The sequence below is a fragment of the Streptomyces sp. NPDC002643 genome (assembly GCF_053592555.1).
The window spans coordinates 243,867-268,663 of sequence record NZ_JBSFVY010000004.1; the positions used below are offsets into that span (position 1 = coordinate 243,867).

Sequence of the window (24,797 nt, forward strand, 5' to 3'; positions counted from 1 at the left end):
CAGACGTAGTCAGTAGGCCGCCAACCCGCGGGCCCGGAACGACGCACGGACGCTCTCGGTCAGTTCGGAGGTGGGGACCGGGTTGTCGCGCAGCGGGAACGGGATGCCGAGGGCCTCGTACTTCGCGGCGCCGAGCTTGTGGAACGGCAGGACGTCGACCCGGTCGACGGACCCGAGCCCGGCGATGAAGCCGGCCAGCCCCGTCACGGCTTCGGGGGCGTCCGTCCAGCCCGGGACCAGGACGTATCGGATCCACATGGGGACGCCGAGCCGGTCGAGGCGGGTGGCGAAGTTCAGGGTGGGAGCGAGTTCCCCGCCGGTCAGCCGCCGGTAGGCGGGGACGTCGAAGGACTTGATGTCCAGCAGCACCAGGTCGGTGTCGGCGAGGAGTTCGTCGGAGGCACGGGCGCCGAGGAAGCCGGAGGTGTCGAGGGCGGTGTGCAGCCCGGCCTCCTTGCAGCGGCGCAGGATCTCGCCGGTGAAGGCGGGTTGCAGCAGCGGTTCGCCGCCCGTGACGGTCACTCCGCCGCCGGCCGTGGTGAGGAAGGCGCGGTACTTCTCGACCTCCGCCATCACCTCGTCGACGGTCGTCTCCTTGCCGTCGCGCATGTGCCAGGTGTCGGGGTTGGCGCAGTACAGACAGCGCAGCGGGCAGCCGGAGACGAAGAGGACGAACCGGGTCCCGGGCCCGTCCACGCCGGTGGACAGGTCCCAGGAGTGGATCCGGCCGCTCACCACCGCACTCACAGCGATCCGTGGAAGGTCCGGCTGATCACGTCGAGCTGCTGCTCCCGCGTCAGCCGGACGAAGTTGACCGCGTACCCGGAGACGCGGATGGTCAGGTCCGGGTACTTCTCCGGGCGCCGCATCGCGTCCTCCAGCGTGGCCCGGTCGAGGACGTTCACGTTCATGTGGAAGCCGCCGGAGGCCGTGTAGGCGTCCAGGATGCCCACCAGGTGCCCGGCCCGCTCGTCGGGGTTGTGGCCCAGCCCCTCGGGTGTGACGGTCGTCGTCAGTGAGATGCCGTCGCGGGCCTGTTCGTACGGCAGCTTGGCCACCGACAGCGCGGAGGCGGCGACCCCGTGCCGGTCGCGGCCGTTCATCGGGTTGGCGCCCGGCGCGAAGGGCGCTCCGGCAGGGCGGCCGTCGGGGGTGTTGCCGGTGTGGTGGCCGTAGACGACGTTCGAGGTGATGGTGAGCACGGACTGGGTGTGCTCGGCGTCCCGGTAGGTGGGGTGCCGGCGCACCTTGACCATGAAGGATTCCACGAGTCCTACGGCGATGGAGTCGGCGCGGTCGTCGTTGTTGCCGTACGCCGGGAACTCGCCCTCGGTGCGGAAGTCGACGGCGAGCCCGGTGGCGTCCCGGAACACCTTCACGCGCGCGTACTTCACGGCGGACAGGCTGTCGGCCGCGACGGACAGCCCGGCGATGCCACAGGCCATGAAACGGTGCACGGGGTGGTCGTGCAGGGCCATCTCGACGCGCTCGTAGGCGTACTTGTCGTGCATGTAGTGGATGACGTTGAGCGCGTCGACGTACGTCTTCGCCAGCCAGTCCAGGACCCGGTCGTACGCCGCCGACAGCTCGTCGTAGTCCAGGTACTCGCCGGTCAGCGGGGGCGTCGCGGGCGAGATCTGCTCGCCGGTCATCTCGTCCCGGCCGCCGTTGACGGCGTACAGCAGGGCCTTGGCGAGGTTGACCCGGGCGCCGAAGAACTGCATCTGCTTTCCTACCGCCATCGCCGACACACAGCAGGCGATCGCGGTGTCGTCGCCGGTGCACGGGCGGGTCAGCTCGTCGTTCTCGTACTGGACGGCGCTGGTGTCGATGGAGACCCGGGCGCAGAACTCCTTGAATCCGGCGGGGAGTCGGGGCGACCACAGCACGGTCAGGTTCGGCTCCGGTGCCGGGCCGAGGTTGTAGAGAGTCTGGAGGAAGCGGAAGGAGGTGCGGGTGACCAGGGTGCGGCCGTCCTCGCCGATGCCGCCGATGGACTCGGTCACCCAGGTAGGGTCGCCGGAGAACAGGGCGTCGTACTCGGGGGTGCGCAGGAACCGTACGATCCGCAGCTTGATCACGAAGTCGTCGATCAGCTCCTGGGCACGGGACTCGTCAATGGCCCCCTCGTCCAGGTCCCGCTGGAGGTACACGTCGAGGAACGTGGAGGTGCGACCCAGGGACATCGCGGCGCCGTTCTGCTCCTTCACCGCGGCCAGGTAACCGAGGTAGAGCCACTGCACGGCCTCGTGCGCGGTGGCGGCTGGCCGGGTGACGTCACAGCCGTAGGTGGCCGCCATCTCGGCAAGTTCGCCCAACGCCCGTATCTGCTCGGCGAGTTCCTCGCGGTCGCGGATGACGTCGGCGGTGGAGGGGCGGGCGTCCAGCAGAGCGCGCTCGGCCTTCTTGGCCGCGATCAGCCGATCCGTGCCGTACAGCGCGACCCGCCGGTAGTCGCCGATGATCCGGCCACGGCCGTAGGCGTCGGGCAGCCCGGTGATGATGCCGGCCTTGCGGGCGGCACGCATCTCGGGGGTGTAGGCGTCGAAGACACCGTCGTTGTGGGTCTTGCGGTAGGTGCCGAAGACCCGGGTGACGAACGAGTCGGGCTCGTAGCCGTACGCCTTCAGACCGTTCTCGACCATCCGCAGTCCGCCGTTCGGCATGATCGCGCGCTTGAGCGGGGCGTCGGTCTGGAGGCCGACGATCAGCTCCCGCTCGCGGTCGATCCAGCCGGGGCCGTGCGAGGTGATCGTGGAGGGGGTGGCGGCGTCCACGTCGAAGACACCGCGGCGCCGCTCCTCCGGGAACAGGCCGCTGACCTTCTCCCAGACGGCGCGGGTGCGGTCGGTGGGGCCCGTCAGGAAGGCCGCGTCGCCTTCGTACGGCGTGTAGTTGGCCTGGATGAAGTCGCGCACGTCGACGCGCTCGCGCCAGCCGGCGCCCGCGAAGTCCCGCCAGGCGTCGGCCGTCCGGTTCTCCGTTGTCACGGTGATGGTCATCGCCGTTTCCTCCCGCGCTCGTGGTCCGCTTCCGATCCTGGTGGTCGGTGGTTGCCGTGGGCAGAGCCGACCAGGGCCCGGGGCAGGGCCGTACGGCCCTGCCCTGCCCGCCGTACGGCCTCAGGCGGCGGTGAGATCCCGGCGGACGAGCGTGCCTGACCGGCCGTGGACGATCTCGTACGCCGCGTCCAAGGCCCCGATCGCCGCCAGCCCACCGGTGCGTTCGACGAACCGGGCAGCGGCTTCGGCCTTCGGCCCCATCGAGCCGGCCGGGAAGCCGCCGCCGCGCAGCTGGGCGGGGGTGGCGTCGAGGACGGGCCGCTGGTGCGGGGTGCCGTAGCCCTCGTAGACGTTCGGGACGTCGGTGAGGATGAGCAGGAAGTCGGCCTTGAGGTCCTCGGCGAGCAGGGCGGCGGTGAGGTCCTTGTCGACGACCGCCTCCACCCCGGTCAGCGCGCCGGTGTCGCGGTCGGCGGTGACGGGGACGCCTCCGCCGCCGGCGCAGACGACGAGGGTGCCGCCGGTCAGGAGTTCGTGGATGGTGTCCGTCTCCACGATCCGTTCCGGTGTCGGCGAGGGGACGACGCGGCGCCAGTCCGCCCCGTCCCTGGCGATGTGCCACCCGTACCTGCGGGCCAGGAGCTCCGCCGACTGCCGGGGGTACACCTGGCCGACGAACTTGGTGGGCCGGTCGAAGGCGGGATCGTCGGCGCGGACGACGGTGTGGGTGACCAGGGCGGCGATGCGGTGGCCGGGCAGGACGTTGTGCAGGGTGCGGGCCAGCAGGGAGCCGATCATGCCTTCGGTCTGGGCGCCGAGCAGGTCCAGCGGATATGGGGCGGTGAGGGCGCGGTCGGCGGCGCTCTCCATGGCGAGCAGGCCTACCTGGGGGCCGTTGCCGTGGGTGACGACGAGTTCGTGGTCGTGGGCGAGGGCGGCGAGCGCTGTGGCGACGCGCTCGATGTTGGCCGTCTGTACGGCGGCGTCGGGGCGTTCGCCGCGGTGGAGCAGGGCGTTGCCGCCGAGGGCTACGACGATGCGCATGGCTCAGGCCTCCGGGTCGGTCAGGGTCGCGACGAGTACGGCCTTGATGGTGTGCAGCCGGTTCTCGGCCTGGTCGAAGACGATCGACGCCGGGGAGGCGAACACCTCGTCGGTGACCTCCAGGCCGTCCAGGCCGTAGGTGTCGAAGAGGTTCTCGCCGAGGCGGGTGCGGCGGTCGTGCAGGGCGGGCAGGCAGTGCATGAACCTGACGTCCGGGTTTCCGGTGGCCGCGAGGGTCTTGTCGTTGACCTGGTAGGGCAGCAGGAGTTCGATGCGCTCCCGCCAGGTGTCGGCGGGCTCGCCCATGGACACCCATACGTCGGTGTGCAGGAAGTCGGCCCCTCGTACGGCGGTCTCGACGTCCTCGGTGAGAGTGAGGCGGGCTCCGCTGTCCTCGCTCAACACCCGGCAGGCGGCGACCAGTTCGGCCGCCAGCCACAGTTCCCTGGGCGCGGCGATCCGTACGTCCATGCCGAGCAGGGCGCCCATGGACAGCAGCGAGTTGCCCATGTTGTTGCGGGCGTCACCGAGGTAGCAGTAGGCGACGTCCGGCAGCGGCTTGGCGTTGTGCTCACGCATGGTCAGGACGTCGCACAGGCTCTGTGTGGGGTGGGCGGTGTCGGTGAGCCCGTTGCAGACCGGGACACCCGCGTGGGCGGCGAGTTCGGTGACGAGGGCCTGGTCGGAGCCCCGGTACTCGATGGCGTCGAACATGCGGCCGAGGACGCGGGCGGTGTCGGCGACGGACTCCTTGGCGCCGATATGGGTGTCGCCGGGGCCGAGGTAGGTGGTGCGGGCGCCCTGGTCCGCGGCGGCGACCTCGAAGGCGCAGCGGGTGCGGGTCGAGGTCTTCTCGAAGATCAGGGCGAGGTTGCGGCCGGTCAGCCGGGGCCGCTCGGTGCCGGCGCGCTTGGCGGCCTTCAGTTCGGCGGCGAGGCCGAGGAGGTGGTGGATCTCGCGGGCGGTGAAGTCGAGTTCGCTCAGGTAGGAGCGGCCTCGCAGGTCGACGGTCATGGTGATGCTCCCCTTGCTGGGTCAGTTGGCCGGGTCGCGTTCGATCGGGCAGCTCATACAGCGCGGGCCGCCCCGGCCCCGCCCGAGTTCGGCACCGGCGACGGTGACGATCTCGATGCCCTGCTTGCGCAGGTAGGTGTTGGTGGTGACGTTGCGTTCGTAGCCCACGACCACGCCGGGGGCGACGGCGAGGAAGTTGCTGCCGTCGTCCCACTGCTCGCGCTCGGCGCCCCGGATGTCCTGCGGCGCGGACAGCATCCGTACCTTGTCGAGGTCGAGGGCCTCGGCGAGCGAGGTCGCGAGGTCGGAGTCGGGGGTGACGTCGAAGCCGGTGTCGTGGGTGTCGCTGGGCCGCAGGGTCCATGAGCGCAGGGAGTCGGCGAGGCCCGGATAGATGGTGAAGGCGTCGCGGTCGACCATGGTCAGCACGGTGTCGAGGTGCATGTAGGCACGGGCGGCCGGGAGCTGGACGGCGATCAGACGGTTCGCGGTGCCGTCGGCGAAGAGCCGGGCGGCCAGGTTCTCCACGGCCTGTGCGGTGGTGCGCTCGCCCATGCCGACCATGACGGCCCCGTTGCCGAGGACGTGCACGTCGCCGCCTTCCAGGGTGCCCGGTACGGGGTCCATGAGCGGGGTGCCGGTGTACGTGCCCGCACCGGTGTCGGCGAACATCGGGTGGAACCGGTAGATGGCCTCGGCGTGCAGGCTCTCGCGGCGGCGGGCGGGCTTGGCCATCGGGTTGACCGACAGACTGCCGTAGATCCAGCAGGAGTTGTCGCGCGGAAAGAGGTGGTTGGGCAGCGGGGTGAGCGCGAAGTCGTCCGCGCCGAGCGCGTTCCAGACCAGGCTGTGCGGGGTGGCGAGCGGCAGGTCGCTCTTGAGGATTCCGCCGATCAGATACCCGGCGAGGGTCTCCCCGTCGAGTTCGGCGCACAGTTCGCGGACCGGCTCGATCAGCGCCGGACCGACGGTGGAGGGGGTGACGACCCGCTCCAGCAGCCAGGCACGGGCTCCGGGGGTGTCGAGGGTCTGGGCCAGCAGGTCGGCGAAGTAGTGGACGCGGGCGCCGTGGTCGCGCAGGACCTGGGCGAACGCGTCGTGCTCCTCGCGGGCGCGCTTGGCCCACAGGATGTCGTCGAACAGGAGCGCGTCGACGTTGCGCGGGGTGAGGCGGGAGAGTTCGAGGCCGGGGCGGTGCAGGACGACCTGGCGCAGGGGGCCGACCTCGGAGTCGACGTGGAAGGTGTGCATGGCGATGCCTTCTGACGGAGGGGCGGGCGGGGCGGGCGGAGGACGTCAGTCGTGCTGCGGGAGGTCGTCACGCTTGCGGCGGCCACCGACGCGGCGGGCGCGCAGTCCGCGCGAGAGCCGGGGCGCGGGCGGAGGCGTCTCCGGGGCCCGAGGCTCCCCAGGCGGACTCGTGACCGGCGTGCCCGACTCGCCGTAGGTGCCCTGGCCCCGTTTCAGCCAGACATAGACCGGCACGCCCAGCAACAGCACGAACAGCCCGTAGTAGACGGTCTGGTAACCGCTGCCCTGGATCGACCAGTAGGAGAAGACGAGCGCGAGCGCGGCGACGCTGACATCCCGGGCCAGGCGGCGCGGGCTGAGCTCCTCCCGTCCGCGCACCAGCAGCCAGTACAGCTGCGCGGCGGCCGAGAACAGGTACGGGACCACGGCGGTCAGCACACTCAACAGCACGATCTTCGTGAAGACATCGTCGAAGCGGGTGTAGCTGAACACGGTGATCAGCGAGGCCAGCACGGTCGACGCGACGATCCCGAAGGCCGGCACACCGTTCTCGCCGCGCAGCCGGGCGAAGGCCGCGGGGAAGAGTCCGTCGCGGGCGGCGGCGTACGGCATCTCGGCGCACAGCATGGTCCAGCCGTTGAGCGCGCCGATGCCGGAGACGATCGCGGCGACGGCGACCGCGTCACCGGCCCAGGTGCCGCCGAAGATGTTGTTCGCGGCGTCGGTGAAGGGCGCGCTGGACTCGCCGAGGGCGCCGTGCGAGACGGTGCCGAAGACGGCGAGGGTGCCCAGGATGTAGATGACGGCGCAGACCAGGGTGCCGTAGACGGTGGCACGAGGGACGTTGCGTCCGGGCTCGCGTACCCGTCCGGCGACCACGGAGGCTGCTTCGAGGCCGAGGTAGCTGAAGAGGGCGATGGCCGCCGCAGCCGAGATCGCGCCGAGCGCCGACTGCCCGCTGGCGTTGAACTCGCCGAAGTTGTCCGGGTCGATGAACAGCAGCCCGACGGTGGCCATGAACACCAGCGGCACGAACTTCAGCACCGTGGTGACCACCTGGAAGGCGCCGGTGTTGCGTGCCCCGGTGAGGTTGATCGCCGCCGGTATCCACAGCCCGATCAGCGCGATGAGCACCGAAAGCGCGGTCTTGTGACCGGTGTTGACGAAGACCTCGACATAGCCCACCCAGGCGACCACGATCGCCGCGTTCCCGGCCCAGGCCGTGATCCAGTACGACCAGGCGTTGAGGAACCCGGCGAACTCCCCGAAGGCCTCACGGGCGTAGACATAGGGCCCGCCGCTCGCCGGCACCCGCTTCGACAGCGCGCCGAAGGTCAGCGCCAGCGCGAGCGCCCCCAGGGTCACGACGACGAACGCCACGAGGGAGATGGGTCCGTACGGGGCGAGCGCGGAGGGCAGGGCGAAGACCCCGGTGCCGACGATGCTGCCGATGACGAGCGCGGACGCGGCGGGAAGCCCGAGAGCCAACGCGGGCTTCGCGGGCTCCCCGCTCCTGGGCGTGCTGGGCATGGCTGTGCTCCTTGCGCGGGTCGCGTGGGGTGGGGTGCCCCACGCGGGTTGCCTGGGGCGTCGATCCGCGGACGATCCTGCTGCGCGGCGACGGACGGGGGCAGCGGCCACAAGTCCCACAGGGGGCCCGTTGGTCCTGGGGCCGACGGGCCGATCGGCCCGGGAAGCCTCAACTACCGTGTCGTTGCTGTCCGCAGACGAAGCACCGGCGAAAACCGGTGAGCCGCAGGAGACCCATGAGGACTATCGTGCGGATATGTCGTACTACCGTCGGCTGGCCACACTCCTGGCCACCGACCCCGCGCAAGCCACAGCCGATGACGTCCGACGGCTGCTGAACAACCCCAGAGCCGCGGAGGACCAGGACCTCGACCACAAGCTCGAACCCCACGCCAACGGCACAGAGGGAGGCGGCGAACTCGCCAAGGACATCGCCGCGTTCGCGAACTCGACCGGTGGTGTGCTCATCCTCGGCCTCCAGGACGACCGCAGGACCTCGGTCCCCGTCCACGACGCGGCCATCCCCCTCACCGACGCGCTGCGGCGCAGCTACAGCGAGACGCTGGCCTCCCGGACAGCGCCGATCGTCGACGTCGACATCCACTTCGCCGCGGAGACCGGCTCCGCGCCTGGTGCGGTCCCTCAGGGATTCGCCCTGGTCATGGTGGCGCCCAGCCCCGGTGCACCGCACGCGGTTCTCGGCCTGAACGACCCAAAGGACGGGTGCCTGCGGTTTCCCGTACGGTCCGGCTCACGGGTCCGGTTCATGAGCCCGGCCGAGGTGGAGACCGCCCTGCTGGACAGGCAGACACGCCGTGCGCAGCGAGAACGACGGCACGGTCAGGTGCTGGAGGCCATCGCCGAGCAGCAGTCCTTCGGTACGGCGCCCGTGGCGCGGGAGGGGGCGGTCAAGGTACCGCTGTCCATCACGCTGGTACCGCACATGCCGGGCTCGCTGCCCTGGGACAGGGCGGCCTTCGAGGGGTACCGGCAGCAGGTCCGTGCGGAGATGACCTTGCTGAACGAGCGGCACACGACCTTCGATGAAGTGGAGCCGATCGCGGACGGTTTCGTGGCCCGGCACGGCTCGGGTACGACCCGCCAGGTGATCGCGGTCTTCGGTGAGGACGGGAGCGCCGGGATCGAATATCCGCTGTCTCCCGAACTGCCTCGCGGCCAGCAGGGCGGCCAGCCGGGCGAAGCCCTCCGGATCGGCACGGGAGAGCTGACGGAGGTGGTCGTCTCGGCGCTCGGCGTGCTCGCCCGACACGCCGCCGACCGCGCGGGAGCCACCGGAGGCTGCACGGTGCGGCTCGCTGTACGAGGTCCTTGGGCCCGCTACCCGGGCGAAACAGGGTTCGGGGTACGGTCCGTCGCGCTGACCTCCGGCAGCAGGCAGGCCGAGGGTGCCACCGCCGAGATCGGCACTTTCGTCGAGGATCTCGTCGAACCCGGACCCGCGCTCATCGAGACGGCCGACCTGCTCCTCACCCGTGTGGGACGCCGATTCGGGCAGGTGGAGTCGCCCTACACGGCCTCCGACGGCACGGTGATCAGGGACCAGAGGACCCCGTACTTCCCCGGAGAGTTGTACCGGTGGGCCGAGCAGGTGGGCGTCACAGTGCGCGAGCGCAGCCCCCGCTGACCGGGCGCAGAGTGACGCGGCCCCCTGGAGACAGAGGGTCGCGTCAGTTCATGGCCTCATTGATGCAGCACGGGCCGGCGGGGCCCGCGAGCTACCGTAGCTGTCCGGCCGACGGACACCGGATGCCGCCGCCGGCGCTGCTGCAGCCGAACGACGAGCGCGTCCAGCACGGCACTCACCACGAAGGTGGCTGTCGCGGAGATCACCAGAAGGACCGCGAACAGCTTCCAGAAGTCGGGTGTCAGTGAGGTACCCACAGTGCTCACCCCCTCCGACGGGCGGGTCGTCTCACACCTCCAGGGAACAGCGGGCCCGGCGTGACCGCAGGGTGCCGGAGGTCTCCTCGTAGGAGCCGAGCGGCCCGCCCGCAGGACCGAGTGGCCCATGGTCTGCCGCTGGGCATCGGACACACGCTGGTCATGGCAGTTCCACACCCCGCAGGGAGGCCCGCCGTGATCAACGCCCCCACCCCCAGCATCCTGCGAGCCCTGCCCGCCGAGCACCGGCAGCGGCTCATGCGCTTCGCCCGTGAGGTGTCCGTCCCCCAGGGGACGCGGCTGTTCGAGGAGGGCGGCAAGGCCGACCGGTTCTGGATCATCCGCACCGGCACGGTCGAGCTCGACATGCATGTGCCGGGCAGCACCATCGCCCAGTGGGTCGGCGACGTGCTCGCCCACCGCCTCCGCTCCGCCCGGACCCGGCTGCTGGACATGTACGCCCCCTACGGCGCCGGCAACCCCGTCTGAACCGCGAGGAGCGATCATGCACGGCACCCCGCACATCGTCAGCGACGTCATGACCCACACGGTCACCGCGGTCGGCCGCAATGCGACCTTCAAGGAGATCGTGCGGATGATGCAGGACTGGAAGGTCAGTGCCCTGCCCGTCCTGGAGGGTGAGGGCCGCGTCGTGGGCCTGGTCTCCGAGGCCGACCTGCTGCCCAAGGAGGAGTTCCGCGACAGTGACCCCGACCGGTACACCCAGCTGCGCCGCCTGTCCGACCTCGCGAAGGCCGGCGGCGTGAGCGCGGAGGAGCTGATGACCGCCCCGGCGCTCACCACCCGCCCCGGCGCGACGCTCGCCGAAGCCGCCCGGACCATGGCACGGGCCAGGGTCAAGCGGCTGCCGGTGGTCAACGAACTGGGCATGCTGGAGGGCATCGTCAGCCGGTCCGACCTCCTCAAGGTCTTCCTGCGCGACGACGAGGACCTCGCCGAGGAGGTCCGCCGTGAGGTCGTCGCCTACCTCTTCCCGCCACCGGGATCGGCGGTCCGCGTCCAGGTGCACGACGGCGTGGTGAAGCTGGTCGGCCGGGTCCGGGACACCTCCCTGGTCCCCGTGGCCGCCCGCCTGGTGCGCGCCGTCGAGGGGGTGGTGGACGTGGACTTCGAACTGGAGAGCCGGGAAGGGGCGGACGGCTCGTTGGCTCCGACGGGAAACACGGCCACGGAGGTCAGGGATTCGGCGTCGGATGCTCGGTGAGCCACTGGCGCGCCACGGTCAGACGGGGAGCCAGTACGTCGTACCCGCGGGCGTATGTCGCCGCCGACTGCCTCACCTGTGAGCATGCTCCCGCCACCGGTCATCCCGACGTCCATGCCCGTACGGGCAACAGGGGGCACATCCCGAACCCACTAGGGCCGGTCGGCCCTAGTACATCCGGCCCCGGCAAGCGATGATCGTCGGCACGGGTGACCCGCAGCCCGTACGCCACCGGGGACGAGGGGCCGTCATGACCGAGACACGCACCTTCACGGAGCAGAACCCGATCCGGGTGTTCCTGCTCGACGACCACGAGGTCGTACGACGCGGCATCACCGACCTCCTCGACGCCGAACCGGACATCTCCGTGATCGGCGACGCGGACACCGTCGAGCACGCCCTCGTCCGTGCACCGGCGCTGCGTCCGGACGTCGCCGTGCTCGACGTACGGCTCCCGGACGGCGACGGCATCACCGTCTGCCGGGAACTGCGCAGCCGGATGCCGGAGCTGGCCTGCCTGATGCTGACCTCGTTCGACGACGAGGACGCCCTGCTCGACGCGATCATGGCCGGAGCCTCCGGCTACGTCCTCAAACAGATCAGGGGCACCGACCTGGTCTCGGCCGTCCGTACCGTCGCCTCCGGCCAGTCCATGCTGGACCCCGCGACCACGGCCCGCCTGATGCGCTCGCTGCGCGCCGACCCCGCCGAGACACCGGCCCTGTCACCCGAGCTGGCGAGCCTGTCGCCCCGTGAGCGGGACATCCTCGCCCTGATCGGCGACGGCCTCACCAACCGTGAGATCGGCAAGAAGCTCTACCTCTCAGAGAAGACCGTCAAGAACCACATCTCCCGCCTGCTCGCCAAGCTCGGCGTCCAGCGCCGCGTCCAGGCCGCGGTCCTCGCCTCCCAGCTGGAGCAGCCGGACACCGGCGAACACCCCGGGCGGTGAGCGGCGGCGAGGGCCGTCCGGAGCCACGGTGGGGCCGTACGGCCCCTGCCCCGCGCCGCGCGCCGGACGCCACCCTGGTCCGGTCACCGAATGCCCCGCCGCCCACCATGGACGCGGGGCGGCGAGGAGGCTCCGATGCGCACCGCGGTCCTCGACGGCACCACCCTGGAGACGTTGCTCTCCGCGGCCGTGGCCGCCCCGTCGATCCACAACACCCAGCCCTGGCGCTTCCACCTCGACCCGGACACGCTCACCCTGGAGATCCGCGCCGCCACACACCGCGGCCTGCGCCACACCGACCCGACCGGACGGGCCCTGCACCTGTCCGTCGGCTGCGCCGTCCTCAACCTGCGCATCGCGGTCGAACACTTCGGCTGGACACCGGTGACCCGACTGCTACCGCGCCCCGACGCACCTGACCTCCTCGCCACGGTCCGTCCCGCCGACACCACCCGGACCACCACCGGCAACCCCGCCCTGTACGACGCCGTCTGGCGCCGGCACAGCAGCCGCCTCCCCTTCACGGAACGACCCCTGCCCACCCCCGTCCTCACCGAACTCACCGAGGCCGCCCACACGGAAGGCGCCCTGCTCCACCACCTCCCTCCGGCCCGGACCGACACCGTGCTACGCCTCACCCGGGAGGCCGAGCACCGCAACACCACCGATCCCGACCGCGCCGCGGAGAGCCGCCGCTGGCTGACCGGACCGGACACCGGAGCCGGTATCAGTACCGGCCTGGGCATGCCGCCCGAGGTGCTGGGCCCCCAGGACTTCCTGGACCACATCCCGATGCGGGACTTCGGCGCCCACCGCCACCCGGACACACTCCCCGCCCGCCCCTTCGAGAGGCGGCCCGCCATCGCCGTACTGACCACCGCGCACGACCGCCGCACCGACTGGCTTCGCGCGGGCCAGGCCCTCGAACGGGTCCTGCTGACCGCCACCGCCCACGGCGTCCGCGCCTCCCTCCTGCACCAGGCCCTCGAATGGCCCGACCTGCGCGAACGACTGATGCCCCCGACCGGCCCACGCACCTGCCACCCCCAGATGGCGTTCCGCCTAGGCTACGGCCCCGAAGGCCCGGCCACGCCACGAAGGGCCGGAGTTCGCGAGGGCCTGACATCCGGTTGATGAGGCAGCGGTCACGGCTGCGCGTGATCCCAGGGCTTCAGGGCGCAGGCACCCCAGGAGAAGCGGCGCAGCCGCGCCTGCTGCACGTGCGTCGCGGTCTCGCCGTAGGAGGTGTTGAGATGGCGCCCCAGGACGACGACCGCCACGCCGCCCGCTCCGGCGGCCTTCAACGCTGTGGCGGCGGACTGCGCGTGGTGGCCGGTGGTCCATGTGTCGTCGATGAGCAGGACGTTCTCTCCCCATAGAGCTGAGGCCGAGTAACGCGTGGGAGAAGCGGTACGGCCGAGCGCGCTCGCGTCCGGTGCCGCGGCGAGGAGGTCGCGGTGGCGCTCGCGGGTGGGGCCGATCATGTCGGCGACCATCGTGCGCAGGGGGTGGTTCGTGCGCCCGCTGGTGCTGGGGACGGTGGTGACGATGTCGAAGCCGGGGATGGCGCGGTGGCCCGCGACACAGCCCTCGTGCAGGGTGAGGAACCGCCACAGGACGGCGGCCAGGCCCATGCGGAAATACTGTTGCTGCGGACCGGCGGTGTTCTTGTAGCGCCAGAGTTCGTTGGCGTACTGCTCACCCTTGAGGGCCAGACTGACCGGGACCACGGCGTCGGCCACGCTGGGATCGAGGATCTGCCGGCCTCGTAGCACTGCCAGCAGGTGGGGTAGCCGACCTTCGCCGGGCCGCGGCAGACCTGGCAGACGCCCGGGCCGGGCAGCAACGGGTGGACGAGGAAGTTGGCGTAGCGGGCGGACAGCCCGACGACGGTTGTCACCCGGGCCCGCCGGTTACGCCCAGGTCAGCTCGCCCGTGGTGGGGACCAGGGAGCCGAGTTCGCGGAAGACGTCGTCCGGACCGTCGATGACAGTGGTGTTGGGCCGGCCCGCGTACTCCCGAGCCCATTCGTGGGTCATGAGGGAACGCATAAGGAACACCCGGCGGCCGTGCTCCAAGGCGAGACGCGCCTGCATACGAGCCCCGCTGCGATAGGCGGCCTCGACCACGACGGTGGCCAGGCAGTAGCCACTCATGACGGCGTTGCGCATTGGGAACGACGCCTTCGAGGGCGGCGAGTCCGGCCAGAACTGCGAGACGAGCAACCCTCGCTCGGCGATCTCCTGCTGGAGACGGGCGTTCTGAGCGGGATAGGAGCGGCGCAGTCCGGTGCCGATGACGGCGACCGTACGACCACCGACGGCCAGGGCAGTACCGTGCGCGGCCGTGTCGATGCCGGCCGCCAGACCGCTGACCACGGTGACACCCCGCTCGGCGAGCCCGCCCGCGATCGCGCGCGCGTGCGCGACACCCTCCGGGGTGGGGGTGCGGGTACCGACGACCGCGACCCGCAGATCGTCCTCGACCGCGGCTCCACGCAGGAAAAGGAACGGCGGACGCTGGTGGACGAGCCGCAGGTACAGCGGGTAGTCCTCGTCCAGGACGGTCACCAGTCGCATGCCCTCGCGTTCCCAGGCGGCGATCTCGGCGGCGACGGACTCCAGGTCCACGGCGGGCTCGGTGTCGAAGAGCGCGCCTTGTCCCGAGGCGTCGAGCGCGTTGTCCAGGACCTCGCGTGCGCTTCCCACCGTCTCGACCTGATCAGTGAGCTCAGGCCACGGGCGATCACCGCGCCGCAGGAGTGAGACGAGGGCGGCTCGCTCCAGCTCCTGGTCCATGCGACAAGCATAGGAATGGCCGCCCCGGCGGGACGAGGAACGTGGAGGCCAGGCCTCGCGGAGTACTCACGGCGATGGACCGGAGTCCTCCGAGGCATCCGCGACGCCGTGGAGGTCAGCGAGGATCCGCCTGATGCCCGCAGCCAAGGTCGCGGGTGTGGGAACCCGGCCGGCCCGAACGGACAGAGCCCCCGGGGTGTCCGGTGGATCAGCCTCCACCAGGTAACCGCCTTCCGTCAGGATGCCGAACAGGGCGGCGTGCAGGTGACGTCGAGCGGCTTCCTGCGCGCGGTCCGCCATGCCCATGGGCCAGCCCCGCAGCTGTTCGTCGGCGGCGGCGCGGCGGAGGCTGCGGGAGACGAACCACTCCACGCCAACTGACTCACCGCGATCCGTCACCAGGACACCGTGGGCGCGATAGCGATCGTCGTTGTCCGCTTCGGGGAGGCCGGCGGCTGCCAGAAGCGTCCGGATCTCCAGCCTCAGTGAACCACGACTCGACGGCTGGCGCCGGTGCTGAGCACTGGTCACAGGGCATCCTCCCTATTCGGCGGGCCTGAGTGTTCATTTGACGAGAGTGATGACGCCGTCAGGAATCCAGCCCTCAAGATATCCACGCAGAAATGGACCAAGCTCGCGTGGAACCACATCGAAATCCTCATCCTCGACATCCGGCAACGGATGCCAGACATAAGAGGAATCCGTGACCGGGTGGGGACGGCCACGAAGGCTGATCGTCCGCATTCTGCTGCGACGGACGACGAAGATACGCATCGATTCGTCAAGACCACCGCCCTCCGGCAGCTGGTTGAACCTGCCGACCACCGATACGAATCACCCGAGACACAACAGGCCGCCAACAAGACTCGCCTCGAACTCTGCACAGCGGCACACGTTCATGGTGGTCGACCACAGCCAAAACGGTGCGCGACGATTTCCTTCGGAATGCGCTCTTCATGCCGTGAGCGTCCGTCAGAACGGACAGCTACGCCTCCGCTGAGGCGGAATGGGGTGAAGGCAAAAAACAAGGGGAGAACCGCTGAAGTGGGACCCGAATCACCAGGTGCCCGCGGCTGACGCTGTGGCAGCCACCGACATGGCCAGAGGGGTATGCCCCGACCCGCAACGATCGGCCGAGCGTTCCCGAATCGGCGGGGGTGCGTTCCGCGGCGATCTCCCGGCCACCCGCTGACCTGCGGCGACGGACTTTTCTACAAGCCTCACGAAGGCGAACGAAGGCGGGGATCTGTACCGCGGTCAATGTAGCGGTGGCGGGGGTGGGGGCGGTAGGTCTCAGTCGATGAGGGGGCTGCGATCAGGGGGTTCCTTGGTCAAGTCGTCGTCGCGCAGGGGTGCTTTGTCCTGGGTGGGGAGGGTCAGTGAGCAGATTCGTGTGGCTTCGGTGGTGGGTATGCCGAAGTGGCGGAGCAGGGCGCGGGCGGCGAGGTCCGTGGAGTTCGCGTCGTCGCGGTCGGGCTGGGTGTGCAGCAGTGTGCCCAGGGCCAGTTGGGCGCTGACCGTCATCGCCACGGAGACGTCCAGGTCTTCCACCTCGAACCGGCCGGCGTCCGCCGCGGTCCGGATGTCGCGGCGGGCGCGTGGGGCCAGGCCGCGGTCGGAGTGGAGTGCGTCGAGGCCGTGCCGTAGCAGGACCAGGCTCAGTTGCGGGTAGCGGCGGTGCAGGCGGCCGGTCATGCGGAAGGTCTGCGCGTACGCGATCGCCGGGTCGTCGATGTCGGTCGTGAGCCGGTCCATCAGGCCGCCGAACCACTCCAGCGCCTCTTCGACCGCCGTGCGGTAGAGGTCCTCCTTGGTGTCGAAGTGGTTGTAGAACGTGCCGACCCCGACGTCCGCCAGCTCGGTGATCTCCAGGACCGCCACATCGGTCCGGCCCTCGGCCAGCAACCGCTGAGCCGCGCACACCAGGGAGGAGCGCGTCCGAGCCCGTCGCTGTTCGGCGCGTCGGGGTGCGGTCCTCTCGGTCCTCTCGGCCTTCTCGGTCCTCTCGGTCCTCTCGGTCTTCTCGGGCATTACGTCCTCCGCCCGCGCGTACCGCATACCTCTTTGTCCGCGCGTACCGCGTTCCCTTCGCCTGCGCCTATCGCATTCCCTCGCGACGCACTCTAGCCGTCCCGGCCGAGTTATCTGAATGTTTCGTCAGTTCTATTGACTGATGTCAGTCTCGAAAGTGAAGCTTTCGTCAAGAGTGGGGAAGGGGAGGTGCTGAGCCATGGCTGTCCAGTACGAGGAGACCTCCGTGCTCGTGGTCGGTGCGGGTCCGGTCGGGCTGACCTTGGCCATGGAGTTGGAGCGGCACGGGGTGGAGACCCTGGTGGTGGAGCGGAATGCCTCCACCACCCGGCATCCGAAGATGGACGTCACCAACGGCCGGAGCATGGAGCTGTACCGCCGCCTCGGTGTCGCCGACGATCTGCGGAAGGTCGCCGTTCCCGCCGATCGTCGTACGAAGGTGATGTGGGCGACGAACGCCGTCGGCTGGGAGCTGGCCTCCTTCGAGTACCCCAGCGTCGACGAGTCGCGCCGACAGGCCCGCGAGCGCAACGACGGCACCCAGCCCCTGGAGCCCTGGATGCGGGTCTCCCAGGTGGTCCTCGAACCGGCGCTGCGGGATCTGCTGGCGGATCGCGCGACGCGTGTGACGGTGCGGTACGGCTGGGAACTGGAGAGCTTCGAGGAGGACGGCGACGGCGTCACCGCCCAGCTGGTCTCCGCCGACGGCACGAGCCGCAGCAAGGGCAGTAAGGGCGGTAAGGGCGGTAAGGGCAGTGAGAGCAGCAAGGGCAGTAAGAGCAGTAAGAGGCGCAGTGCGAGCGGTCGTACGACCGGCAGTACGACTGGCGGCTCGTACGGCGGATCGAACGGCCGTGTGAGCCGCCGTACGGTCCGTGCCCGTTATCTCGTCGGGTGCGACGGCGCGAGCAGCCGCACCCGCGGGCAGCTCGGGATCGGTCTGGACGAGATCGACCTGCGCGGGCTGGTCGTCAAGGAGCTGGGTCTGCCCCGCACCCTGGCGGCCCTCGCCCGTGCCTTCCGGGAGCGGCGGGAACGCCCGGCGGACGGCCGTTTCCAGCTGGTGCACTTCACCACCGAGGACACGGCGGTCCTGGGCCGCTTCGGTGCCGTCTGGCACCTGCAGTCGCCGGAGGGCTGGACGCTGATCTCGCAGAACGACGGCGACACCTTCACCCTCCACGCGCCGCTGGGCATCGGCGTCGACGCCGACCGCATCGACCCGCGCGAGTTCGTGTACGAACGCCTCGGCTGCCGTTTCGAGTTGGACGTGCTGGTCGCCAACGCCTGGACACCGCGGCTGACCGTCGCCGACTCGTTCGGCCGCGGGCGGGTCTGGCTCGCGGGCGACGCCGTCCACCAGGTGACCCCGACCGGCGGCTACGGCATGAACACCGGCGTCGGCGACGCCGTCGGCCTGGGCTGGGCGCTCGCCGCGGTCCTCCAGGGCTGGGGCACCCCCGATCTCCTGCGCGCCTACGAGCACGAGCGCCGGGCCGTGGCGCTGCGCAACCGCCACGCCGCCGCCCGGCACGCCCTCGTACGGGCCGCCGTCATGACCGCCCACCGGGCCGAACTGCACAGCGAACACTGGCTCGGCGCCCGTACCCGGCGGCGCGTCGGCCGCGAGATCCACGATCTGGGCAACCTGGAGAACGAGGCCCTCGGCATCGAACTCGGCTACCGCTACGACACCTCACCCACCGTCTGCCCCGATACCGCGCCCGGCGCCCGGGCACCCCGCCAGAGGATGGACGAGTACACGCCCAGCACCTGGCCGGGCACACGGCCGCCCAGCGTGCTGCTGGAGGACGGCCGCGCCCTGTTCGACCTCTTCCGCCCCGATGGATTCACCCTGCTGCGCTTCGCCGACCTCGACGTCGGCGCGCTCGTCGACGCCGCCGCCGAACGCGGCGTCCCCCTGGCGGTCGTGGACGTGCGCGACCCGCATGCCCGCGCTCTCTACGAACGGGACCTGGTCCTCGTACGACCCGACCAGCACGTCGCCTGGCGCGGAGACACCGCGCCCGCCGACCCGCTGTACGTCGTCGACCGCCTCCGGGGCGCCCGCCGCTGAGGTGCGTCCAGCGAGCGGCGCGTAACGGTCCACCGGTCGGTCGGGCCAGGGACATACCGCTCGCCAGTCCTGCCGGAAGGGCCCCGTCCTGCCGGGGAAGCCAGTCGTGCCGGGGAAGTGGGAGAAGCAATGAGTCAGGAGAAGTGATGAGCCGACCTGTGAAGACCACCTCCTTCATGTCCCCGGTCTGGTTGCGGGCGGATCTGCCGAGGGAGGCGGCCCTCGGGTACTGGTCCGGGCCGCACGCGCGGATCGCCGGGCGGCTGCCCAACATGGCCGAGTACGTGCAGCGGCACTTCTCGCCCACCGATCACGGCTACTGGCCGTCGTCCCCGACGGTGGGCACGGTGGTCCCGCCGGGCTGGCGCTGCGACGGTGTCGCCGAGGTCCGGTTCGGGAGCACGGTCGCCGCGCTCGGCATGCCAATGCGCATGTGGGAGGTCTACCTGGACGAGCAGAACGCATTCGAACGGGTTCTCGGCCAGGCCACCGGTCCGGGCGGAGGCCGCTGGTGGACCGGCGGTCACGACGACGCCGTGGGGCATCGCACGGTTCTGCTGCTGCGTCGGCGCCGGGGAGTGAGCGGCCGTACCTTCCGGCGATACGTCCACGACCGCATCGGCCCGGCGCTCCAGGAGGCCGGTGCGCGGGATCTGCGGACGTACACCTTTCTGCCGTGGTCGCGGTATGTGCATCCCACGCTCGGTGTCGGCCACGACAACCCGGTCTTCCGGCGCTACCACGCGAGCGTCGTCATCGGGGCCGGGAGCCGCGCCGCCATGGACGACCTGCTGGGGTCCGAGCAGGTCGCCGGAATCGTGGCCGGCCAGCGGACGGTGCTGACGGCCGTCCACGCCTACACCGTGGAACGCAGCGTGCCGGTCGTCCGCGTCGCCCCGCCCGGCACGTGATGTCGCCCCGCCCGGCACGTGATGTCGCCCCGCCCGGCACGTGATGTCGTCCCGCCCGGCACCTGATCAAGAGGGGGTCCGGTGCCGGTCCGCTTCAGGACCGCCCTCCGCCGTACGGGCACGGGCGGCGGGACGGGCGTGAGTGATGGGACCGGGGGCGCGGTCGATGATCCAGATGTTGCGTCCCCGGTCGGCGAGGTAGGCCGCGAGCGCGAGCAGGAGTGCGCCCGCTGCCACGGCGAGGGCCACCAGGAGGGCGCCGTGGACGCCGTGGGTTTCGGCGAGGCCGCCGGACACGGCCTGCCCGGCGGCCGTCCCCAGGGGGCCGCCGGCGCACAGGACGGTCATGGCGATCGCCGCCCGCTCGGCGGGGGCGAGCCGTTCGGTCAACGCGTACAGGCTGATCATGTACGGAGCGATGGTGAAGCTCGCCAGTGCCATGGCGACGGGGAGGGAGGCCGTCCGGGCGCCGACGAAGAGCACCAGCATGCCCACGAAGAGTGCCGTGGCGAACGAGACATAGCGCAGGCGCGGGGTGAATCGGCGCGGCAGCCAGGCGCAGGCCAGGCCGGCCAGGGCGCTGCCGATGCCGAACTCGGCGTACAGCAGCCCCGAGACACCGGGTTCGCCGATCGCGTCGGCGTACACGGTGACCGCCGTCTGGACCGCGCCGAAGATCGCCCCCATCGCCGCCATCGCCAGGACCATGACGGCCAGGGGGCGACGCGGCAGGCGCGGCAGACGGGGGAGGTGCGGCTTTCCGCGCTCCCCGGTCGGAGGCCGCCGCGTGGCGCGGTCGGCGTGGCGGAGGGCGAAGGGGAGGGTGCAGGCCGCGATCAGGGACATGGTCACCACGGCGGGCGCGAGCGGGCTGAACGTTGCGAGCAGCCCGACGAGCGCGGGTCCGGCGACGAAGCTCATCTCGTCCGCGGACGCCTCGTACGACAGCGCCGTGGACAGCAGATGGTGCTCGTCGTGCGAGCGCAGCAGGCGGGACCAGCGCACGCGGACGAGAGGGGCGACCTGAGGCTGGGTCAGGCCCACGAGAGCGGCCGCCGCGAACATGCCTTCCCGGGGGCCGTGGCTCGCGGCCAGCAACGCGGCCCAGGCGGCGAGGTTGGCGATCGCGGCGGCGGCTCCGACCGGTCGGTGCCCGTGGCGGTCGGCCAGGGCCCCGACCAGGGGGCCGCCGATGGCGGTGGCGACGCTCTGGGCCGCACTGGCCAGTCCGGCGAAGGCGTAGCTGTGGGTCGACGCCTGGAGCAGGATGAGTGTGGAGAGGGCCGAGGTGGCGTAGGGCAGGCGGGCGAGGAACCCCAGGGGGAAGAAGCCGGCACCCGCGATACGCAGCAGGGAACGGTACGACACTGATGTCTCCGTCGGGCAGGTCGAGGAGACGCGCCTCCCAGCCACCAACGCGTCGACGAGCCCGATTCCGGTCGTCAACGTAGTGGAGGCGGCCGAGGACTGTACAGATCGGCATCGGCCGAAGGCCCTCCACACCGCCGTCGGCCCTCCGCCCTCTCCTTTCCTCCTGCACGGCGCTACGGCGATGCGGCGCCACGACGCCGCGGTTTTACGGCGCCCACGCCCGCAGAGCCGCGTCCACCACCCTGTTCACCGGGGGCCGGGGCCCGGGAGCGGTCGGGGCCCGCGTGCCAGAATGGGGAGGTCCGTTCTCGTTCCGGCTCCCGCGAGGTTCGTTTCGTGTCCCAGCCCGTCGGCCGTGTGCCCCAGCGGCGCAACGCGCGGTCCAACCGGGCGCGCATCCTGGCCACCGCGCGCCAGGAGCTCGGGCGGAACCCCGACATCACCCTGGAGGAGCTGGCCCGCGCCTCCGGTGTCGTACGGCGCACGCTGTTCGGGCACTTCCCCGGACGGGCGGCACTGCTGGACGCGCTGGCCGAGGAGGCCGCCGAGGCGCTCCAGGCCGCCGTGGCGGTCGTTGCGGGGGTGACGGAGCCGGCCGACCGGGCGCTCGCCCACTTCTCGTTGTCGCTCTGGCCCGTCGGCGACCGCTACCGGATGCTCCTCGCGCTGGCCCGGCGGGACCTCGGCGTGGAACGTGTCGCCGGGATTCTGGAGCCCGCCCGGGTGAGGGTCACGGCCATCCTGGAGCGGGGACAGCGGGACGGCGTCTTCCACTCCCATCTGCCCGCCCCGGTGCTGAGCGCCGGTCTGGAGGCGATGACAGTCGCCCTGCTGGAAGAGGTCAACACCGGCGCGCTGGAGGACGACGGCACCCGTACGGCCGTCACCACGCTCATCGCGGCCGGTGTCCCGGAGCAGCGGGCACGCGCCGTCGTCGACGCCGTGGCCGCCACGACCATGGCCACGACCACGACCACGACCACGACCACGGCCACGGCCACGGCCACGGCGGAGGCCGCCGCCGACATCGAGCCGTAGTACGGCTGTTCACGCGGAGGCTCGAACGGGCCCTGGCGCCAAGCCACCACCGGGGCCTTCGTACGAGCCGCGCCCGCAACTCGGCCCCGCTCGGCCCCGCAGGCATGGCAAGGCGTGGCAAGACATGGCGAGGCAAGGCAGGCGAGGCAGGCAAGGCACGGCGTCGTGCACCGGACGGCCATCGAGCCGGACGGCACCATGCTGACCGGCACGGACAGCTGACCGGCACGGTCGGCGGTACCGGCACGGTCGGCGGCACCGGCACGGTCGGCGGTACCGGCACGGAGGGCGGCACCGGCACGGAGGGCGGCACCGGCACGGCGGTACCGGGACGACGTCCAGGTGGGGCGTCACCGTCGCCGGACGGCAAAGGCCGCCGGGCGCGGGCCGTCCGACTTCCTCAAGGCGCTGTACGCCCACCGCCCCGCCGGGCACGGCGAGATCGAGGCATGGGCCGACGAACCCGAGAAGGGCGCCGAGAACCCCGCCCCGCACAAGACCTCCGCCGACCAGGCCTGGCCGCTCCCGCTGGACGACAAGGCCCTGGCCCGCCGCCGCGCGGCCGCCGAGACCGTACTGGCCCACCTGGAACGCGTCGCCACCCAGAAGAACTGGACGGCAGAGGCCACCGGATGGCAAAACCCGCCCGACAGCAAACCGCCCAACAGCAAACCCGCCCCACAGCGAAAAGGGACGGTGCCGGCTGTCCCCGTCCGGCACCGTCCTGGGCCGTGTGCCGCTCAAGGCACGGCCCGTCTTGGGGTGGAGGAGGCCGGACTCGGGTCGCCGGCCTCCGGTGTGCGCACCGACCCCGGGGGTCAGGCGTCCACGGTCTCGGTCTGCTGCTCGGCCGTCTCGGTCGTCTCGGCCGTCTCCTCCCGGCCGGTCGCCGCGTCGCGCTCGCGGCCGGGCAGGACGGCGATGACGATCAGCGTTCCGGCGGCCATGATGATGCCGCCGATGAGGCTGGTGTGGGCGATGGCGTGGGCGAAGGACTCGTGCACCGCCCCCAGCAGGGTCTGGGCCTGCTCGACGCCGCCCTGCGGGTTCTTGGCGACCTCCTCGGCGACCGCTATGCCGCCGCCGACCGAGTCCTTGGCGATCTCCATGCCCTCGGCCGGGAGGTGGCCGCCGACCAGGTCGGTCAGCTTGTCCTTGTAGGACGTGGCCAGCAGTGAGCCGAGGATGGCGATGCCCAGGGCGGCACCGAGTTCCAGCGCGGTGTCGTTGGCGCCGCCGCCGACGCCCAGCTCGTCCTCCGGGAAGGAGCCCATGATGGTGTCGGTGGCCGGGGAAAGGCTCAGGCCGATGGCGAAGCCGAGCATCACCAGGGGCGCCAGGAAATCGGTGTAGGTGGAGCCCGACCCGATCCCCGTGAGCAGGAAGACGCCCGCCGTGCCGATCACCATGCCGGCGCCCACGACGATCTTCACCCCCAGCTTCGGGGCCAGCTTCGCGGTGACCGCGGCGCCGACGAAGACCGCGCCGGCCAGGGGCAGCAGACGGATGCCGGTCTCCAGGGCGTCGTAGCCGAGGACGAACTGCAGGAACTGGGTGGAGTAGTAGATCGAGCCGAAGGTGCCGAAGAAGAAGAACAGCACCGCGAGCATCGAACCGCTGAAGGGCCGCTCGGCGAACTTGCGCACGTCCAGCATGGGGTTCGGGTGCTTCAGCTCCCAGGCCACGAAGGCCAGCAGGCCCACGCCGGCGACCACGGCCGCGGTGACCGGGCCGGCGCCCCAGCCGAAGTGCGGGCCCTCGATGGTCGCGTAGACCAGGGAGCCGACCGAGACGATCGACAACAGACCGCCGACGTAGTCGATACGGCCCATGCCCTCGGCCCTGGACGGCGGGACCAGCAGCAGCGCGGCGACGACGCCGAGGACGGCGATGGGCACGTTCATCAGGAAGGTGGAGCCCCAGGCGTGGTCCTCCAGCAGCCAGCCGGCGGTCACCGGTCCTGCGGCGATGGCGAGGCCGGAGGTGGCCGACCATGCGGTGATGGCCTTCGCCCGTTCACCGCGAGGGAACATCGCGACCAAGAGGGAGAGCGTGGCCGGCATGACGACCGCCGCGCCCACACCCATGATCGCGCGGGCGGCGATGACCAGGTTCGTCTCGTCGACCAGGCCGCCCATCACCGAGCCGCCCGCGAAGATCAGCAGGCCCAGGACCAGGGCGCCGCGGCGGCTGTACTTGTCGCCGATCGCGCCGAGGACCAGCATCAGCGCGGCGTAGGGGACGGTGTAGCCGTCGATGACCCACTGCAGGTCACTGCTGGACAGCTCCAGGTCCTTGGTCATGTCGGGGGCGGCCACGATCAGCGAGGTGTTCGCCATCACGACGATCAGCAGGCTCAGGCACAGGACCAGCAGGGCCCACCAGCGGCGTGGATAGGGCTCGGTCATCTTCTCGACGGGTGTCTTCGCAAAGAGCGGCATGGTCGGGCTCCTCGGTAGGAGGTGAAGCGGTGGCTTCGGGGGTTCGGAATCGAGAGGTGCGGTGCGGGTGCGGCCACGGGTGGGCGCGGCACCGGGGCAGTTAGGGCCTGTCGTTTGGATCACGCCTGGGCCGCGGGGTGTGGCACGCACTCCCCCACGCTCGGCTCCTCCCCCACTCTCAGCTTCGTTCGAGCGGGAGGTGCCCCCACC

Annotated in this window: 22 protein-coding genes and 1 pseudogene; 9 read left to right on the forward strand and 14 right to left on the reverse strand. The window is 71.1% G+C overall.

The window, feature by feature from the left end; all coding sequences use genetic code 11:
• Positions 1-9: 9 nt before the first annotated feature.
• The 6 genes from pflA to ACWD4G_RS08080 form a co-directional block, all read right to left on the reverse strand.
• Positions 10-735, reverse strand: a complete 726-nt coding sequence (pflA, locus tag ACWD4G_RS08055; RefSeq protein WP_451291377.1) for a pyruvate formate-lyase-activating protein — start codon at positions 733-735, stop codon at positions 10-12.
• Positions 736-743: 8 nt separating this feature from the next.
• Positions 744-3,002: a formate C-acetyltransferase gene (gene pflB / locus ACWD4G_RS08060; protein ID WP_451291378.1), complete on the reverse strand. Its 2,259-nt coding sequence runs from the start codon at positions 3,000-3,002 to the stop codon at positions 744-746.
• A gap of 120 nt (positions 3,003-3,122) precedes the next feature.
• The gene (locus tag ACWD4G_RS08065) at positions 3,123-4,046 is read right to left on the reverse strand and encodes a carbamate kinase (protein WP_451291379.1); all 924 of its coding nucleotides are present in this window, start codon (positions 4,044-4,046) and stop codon (positions 3,123-3,125) included.
• A gap of 3 nt (positions 4,047-4,049) precedes the next feature.
• Entirely contained in the window at positions 4,050-5,060 is a 1,011-nt protein-coding gene (argF, locus tag ACWD4G_RS08070; protein ID WP_451291380.1) for an ornithine carbamoyltransferase, read from the reverse strand.
• Between the two features lie 21 nt (positions 5,061-5,081).
• Complete coding sequence (locus ACWD4G_RS08075; RefSeq protein ID WP_451291381.1) at positions 5,082-6,311, reverse strand: arginine deiminase; 1,230 nt, start codon at positions 6,309-6,311, stop codon at positions 5,082-5,084.
• A gap of 45 nt (positions 6,312-6,356) precedes the next feature.
• Positions 6,357-7,841: an APC family permease gene (locus tag ACWD4G_RS08080; protein WP_451291382.1), complete on the reverse strand. Its 1,485-nt coding sequence runs from the start codon at positions 7,839-7,841 to the stop codon at positions 6,357-6,359.
• Between the two features lie 256 nt (positions 7,842-8,097).
• On the opposite strand from ACWD4G_RS08080, the gene ACWD4G_RS08085 reads away from it, so the two are divergent.
• Positions 8,098-9,486 carry an AlbA family DNA-binding domain-containing protein gene (locus ACWD4G_RS08085; protein WP_451291383.1) on the forward strand — a complete coding sequence of 463 codons (1,389 nt, stop codon included), beginning with the start codon at positions 8,098-8,100 and terminating at the stop codon, positions 9,484-9,486.
• A gap of 56 nt (positions 9,487-9,542) precedes the next feature.
• Here the strand turns inward: ACWD4G_RS08085 and ACWD4G_RS08090 are convergent, their stop codons facing one another.
• Positions 9,543-9,743, reverse strand: coding sequence for a hypothetical protein (locus ACWD4G_RS08090; RefSeq protein WP_451291384.1), 201 nt, complete (start codon positions 9,741-9,743; stop codon positions 9,543-9,545).
• A 195-nt stretch (positions 9,744-9,938) separates the two neighbouring features.
• Between ACWD4G_RS08090 and ACWD4G_RS08095 the strand changes: the two genes are divergently transcribed.
• The 4 genes from ACWD4G_RS08095 to ACWD4G_RS08110 all read left to right on the forward strand — a co-directional run bounded on the left by ACWD4G_RS08095 (position 9,939) and on the right by ACWD4G_RS08110 (position 13,054).
• Positions 9,939-10,232: a cyclic nucleotide-binding domain-containing protein gene (locus tag ACWD4G_RS08095; protein WP_451291386.1), complete on the forward strand. Its 294-nt coding sequence runs from the start codon at positions 9,939-9,941 to the stop codon at positions 10,230-10,232.
• Positions 10,233-10,248: 16 nt separating this feature from the next.
• The gene (locus ACWD4G_RS08100; protein ID WP_451291388.1) at positions 10,249-10,968 is read left to right on the forward strand and encodes a CBS domain-containing protein; all 720 of its coding nucleotides are present in this window, start codon (positions 10,249-10,251) and stop codon (positions 10,966-10,968) included.
• Between the two features lie 250 nt (positions 10,969-11,218).
• Positions 11,219-11,920 carry a response regulator gene (locus ACWD4G_RS08105; RefSeq protein ID WP_451291389.1) on the forward strand — a complete coding sequence of 234 codons (702 nt, stop codon included), beginning with the start codon at positions 11,219-11,221 and terminating at the stop codon, positions 11,918-11,920.
• Between the two features lie 135 nt (positions 11,921-12,055).
• Positions 12,056-13,054: an Acg family FMN-binding oxidoreductase gene (locus ACWD4G_RS08110; protein WP_451291390.1), complete on the forward strand. Its 999-nt coding sequence runs from the start codon at positions 12,056-12,058 to the stop codon at positions 13,052-13,054.
• 11 nt (positions 13,055-13,065) lie between these two features.
• Here ACWD4G_RS08110 and ACWD4G_RS08115 read toward each other — a convergent pair whose 3' ends face one another.
• The 5 genes from ACWD4G_RS08115 to ACWD4G_RS08135 all read right to left on the reverse strand — a co-directional run bounded on the left by ACWD4G_RS08115 (position 13,066) and on the right by ACWD4G_RS08135 (position 16,749).
• Positions 13,066-13,662 (reverse strand): hypothetical protein, encoded by a 597-nt coding sequence (locus ACWD4G_RS08115; protein WP_451291391.1) that lies wholly within the window; start codon positions 13,660-13,662, stop codon positions 13,066-13,068.
• A gap of 171 nt (positions 13,663-13,833) precedes the next feature.
• Positions 13,834-14,718 carry a DNA-processing protein DprA gene (locus tag ACWD4G_RS08120; RefSeq protein ID WP_451291393.1) on the reverse strand — a complete coding sequence of 295 codons (885 nt, stop codon included), beginning with the start codon at positions 14,716-14,718 and terminating at the stop codon, positions 13,834-13,836.
• 66 nt (positions 14,719-14,784) lie between these two features.
• A complete protein-coding gene (locus ACWD4G_RS08125; RefSeq protein ID WP_451291395.1) occupies positions 14,785-15,249 on the reverse strand; it encodes a hypothetical protein in 465 nt (154 codons plus the stop codon).
• A gap of 33 nt (positions 15,250-15,282) precedes the next feature.
• Complete coding sequence (locus ACWD4G_RS08130) at positions 15,283-15,543, reverse strand: hypothetical protein (RefSeq protein WP_451291397.1); 261 nt, start codon at positions 15,541-15,543, stop codon at positions 15,283-15,285.
• Positions 15,544-16,011: 468 nt separating this feature from the next.
• Positions 16,012-16,749 carry a TetR/AcrR family transcriptional regulator gene (locus ACWD4G_RS08135; protein ID WP_451291399.1) on the reverse strand — a complete coding sequence of 246 codons (738 nt, stop codon included), beginning with the start codon at positions 16,747-16,749 and terminating at the stop codon, positions 16,012-16,014.
• A gap of 199 nt (positions 16,750-16,948) precedes the next feature.
• Here ACWD4G_RS08135 and ACWD4G_RS08140 point away from each other — a divergent pair, with 199 nt between their 5' ends.
• A complete protein-coding gene (locus tag ACWD4G_RS08140; RefSeq protein WP_451291401.1) occupies positions 16,949-18,826 on the forward strand; it encodes an FAD-dependent monooxygenase in 1,878 nt (625 codons plus the stop codon).
• Positions 18,827-18,972: 146 nt separating this feature from the next.
• Positions 18,973-19,737, forward strand: a complete 765-nt coding sequence (locus ACWD4G_RS08145) for a hypothetical protein (protein ID WP_451291403.1) — start codon at positions 18,973-18,975, stop codon at positions 19,735-19,737.
• 66 nt (positions 19,738-19,803) lie between these two features.
• Here the strand turns inward: ACWD4G_RS08145 and ACWD4G_RS08150 are convergent, their stop codons facing one another.
• Positions 19,804-21,105 (reverse strand): MFS transporter, encoded by a 1,302-nt coding sequence (locus tag ACWD4G_RS08150; protein WP_451291405.1) that lies wholly within the window; start codon positions 21,103-21,105, stop codon positions 19,804-19,806.
• A 339-nt stretch (positions 21,106-21,444) separates the two neighbouring features.
• On the opposite strand from ACWD4G_RS08150, the gene ACWD4G_RS08155 reads away from it, so the two are divergent.
• Positions 21,445-22,146, forward strand: a complete 702-nt coding sequence (locus tag ACWD4G_RS08155; RefSeq protein WP_451291406.1) for a TetR family transcriptional regulator — start codon at positions 21,445-21,447, stop codon at positions 22,144-22,146.
• A gap of 381 nt (positions 22,147-22,527) precedes the next feature.
• Positions 22,528-22,747 (forward strand): annotated as a pseudogene (locus ACWD4G_RS08160) (hypothetical protein); the annotation flags it as partial.
• Positions 22,748-22,964: 217 nt separating this feature from the next.
• Here ACWD4G_RS08160 and ACWD4G_RS08165 read toward each other — a convergent pair.
• Positions 22,965-24,587, reverse strand: coding sequence for an MFS transporter (locus tag ACWD4G_RS08165; RefSeq protein ID WP_451291407.1), 1,623 nt, complete (start codon positions 24,585-24,587; stop codon positions 22,965-22,967).
• Positions 24,588-24,797: the final 210 nt, after the last annotated feature.

What these genes read in the sequence shown, in the direction of transcription:
- pflB (WP_451291378.1), bottom strand. Translation starts at nt 3,002, where the DNA reads ATGACCATCACCGTGACAACGGAGAACCGGACGGCCGACGCCTGGCGG.
- ACWD4G_RS08065 (WP_451291379.1), bottom strand. Translation starts at nt 4,046, where the DNA reads ATGCGCATCGTCGTAGCCCTCGGCGGCAACGCCCTGCTCCACCGCGGC.
- argF (WP_451291380.1), bottom strand. Translation starts at nt 5,060, where the DNA reads ATGACCGTCGACCTGCGAGGCCGCTCCTACCTGAGCGAACTCGACTTC.
- ACWD4G_RS08075 (WP_451291381.1), bottom strand. Translation starts at nt 6,311, where the DNA reads ATGCACACCTTCCACGTCGACTCCGAGGTCGGCCCCCTGCGCCAGGTC.
- ACWD4G_RS08080 (WP_451291382.1), bottom strand. Translation starts at nt 7,841, where the DNA reads ATGCCCAGCACGCCCAGGAGCGGGGAGCCCGCGAAGCCCGCGTTGGCT.
- ACWD4G_RS08085 (WP_451291383.1), top strand. Translation starts at nt 8,098, where the DNA reads ATGTCGTACTACCGTCGGCTGGCCACACTCCTGGCCACCGACCCCGCG.
- ACWD4G_RS08100 (WP_451291388.1), top strand. Translation starts at nt 10,249, where the DNA reads ATGCACGGCACCCCGCACATCGTCAGCGACGTCATGACCCACACGGTC.
- ACWD4G_RS08105 (WP_451291389.1), top strand. Translation starts at nt 11,219, where the DNA reads ATGACCGAGACACGCACCTTCACGGAGCAGAACCCGATCCGGGTGTTC.
- ACWD4G_RS08110 (WP_451291390.1), top strand. Translation starts at nt 12,056, where the DNA reads ATGCGCACCGCGGTCCTCGACGGCACCACCCTGGAGACGTTGCTCTCC.
- ACWD4G_RS08120 (WP_451291393.1), bottom strand. Translation starts at nt 14,718, where the DNA reads ATGGACCAGGAGCTGGAGCGAGCCGCCCTCGTCTCACTCCTGCGGCGC.
- ACWD4G_RS08135 (WP_451291399.1), bottom strand. Translation starts at nt 16,749, where the DNA reads ATGCCCGAGAAGACCGAGAGGACCGAGAGGACCGAGAAGGCCGAGAGG.
- ACWD4G_RS08140 (WP_451291401.1), top strand. Translation starts at nt 16,949, where the DNA reads ATGGCTGTCCAGTACGAGGAGACCTCCGTGCTCGTGGTCGGTGCGGGT.
- ACWD4G_RS08145 (WP_451291403.1), top strand. Translation starts at nt 18,973, where the DNA reads ATGAGCCGACCTGTGAAGACCACCTCCTTCATGTCCCCGGTCTGGTTG.
- ACWD4G_RS08165 (WP_451291407.1), bottom strand. Translation starts at nt 24,587, where the DNA reads ATGCCGCTCTTTGCGAAGACACCCGTCGAGAAGATGACCGAGCCCTAT.